Genomic DNA, 493 nt, shown 5'->3' with positions numbered 1-493 from the left:
TGTCCGGGGCGTCCAGATTGATTGGGCGGCGGTGTTCCCCGGCGGTCGGCTGGTTGATCTCCCCACCTATGCGTTTCAGCGTGAGCGGTTCTGGCTGGAGCCGTCGGCGGCCCAGCCCGCGACGAGCGCGGTGGATGCGGCGTTCTGGGATGCGGTCGAGCGTGGCGATGCGCAGGCGCTGGGCGTTGACGAGGAGCAGCCGTTGAGTGCCGTGTTGCCTGCCTTGGCGTCGTGGCGGCGGGCGCAGCAGGAACGGTCGGTGGTCGACGGTTGGCGTTACCGGCTCGGTTGGACGCCTGTTACGGGTGTGCCGTCCGGGGAGGTGCTGACGGGGACCTGGCTGGTCGTGGTCGAGCCGGGTGCTGAGGATGTTGACGGTGCCGATGTGGCTGTCGCGCTGCGGTCGGCCGGGGCGGATGTCCACGTCGTGACGGCGGTGGAGCCGAGCCATGCGGCGGTCGCGGGTGTGGTGTCGCTGCTGTCGGTCGAGGCG

The 493-nt window shown here is 70.6% G+C and carries 1 protein-coding gene; it reads left to right on the top strand.

The annotated features are described in order from the left end of the window. On the top strand, window positions 1–493 hold a 493-nt coding region (locus tag KN815_RS36945), incomplete at both ends, for a hypothetical protein (protein WP_216346216.1).

It is taken from the genome of Streptomyces niphimycinicus (assembly GCF_018883605.1).
In the GTDB taxonomy this organism is placed as follows: domain Bacteria; phylum Actinomycetota; class Actinomycetes; order Streptomycetales; family Streptomycetaceae; genus Streptomyces; species Streptomyces niphimycinicus.
The sequence above is the reverse complement of the archived record's forward strand: the minus strand, read 5'-3'. Positions and strand labels throughout refer to the sequence as shown.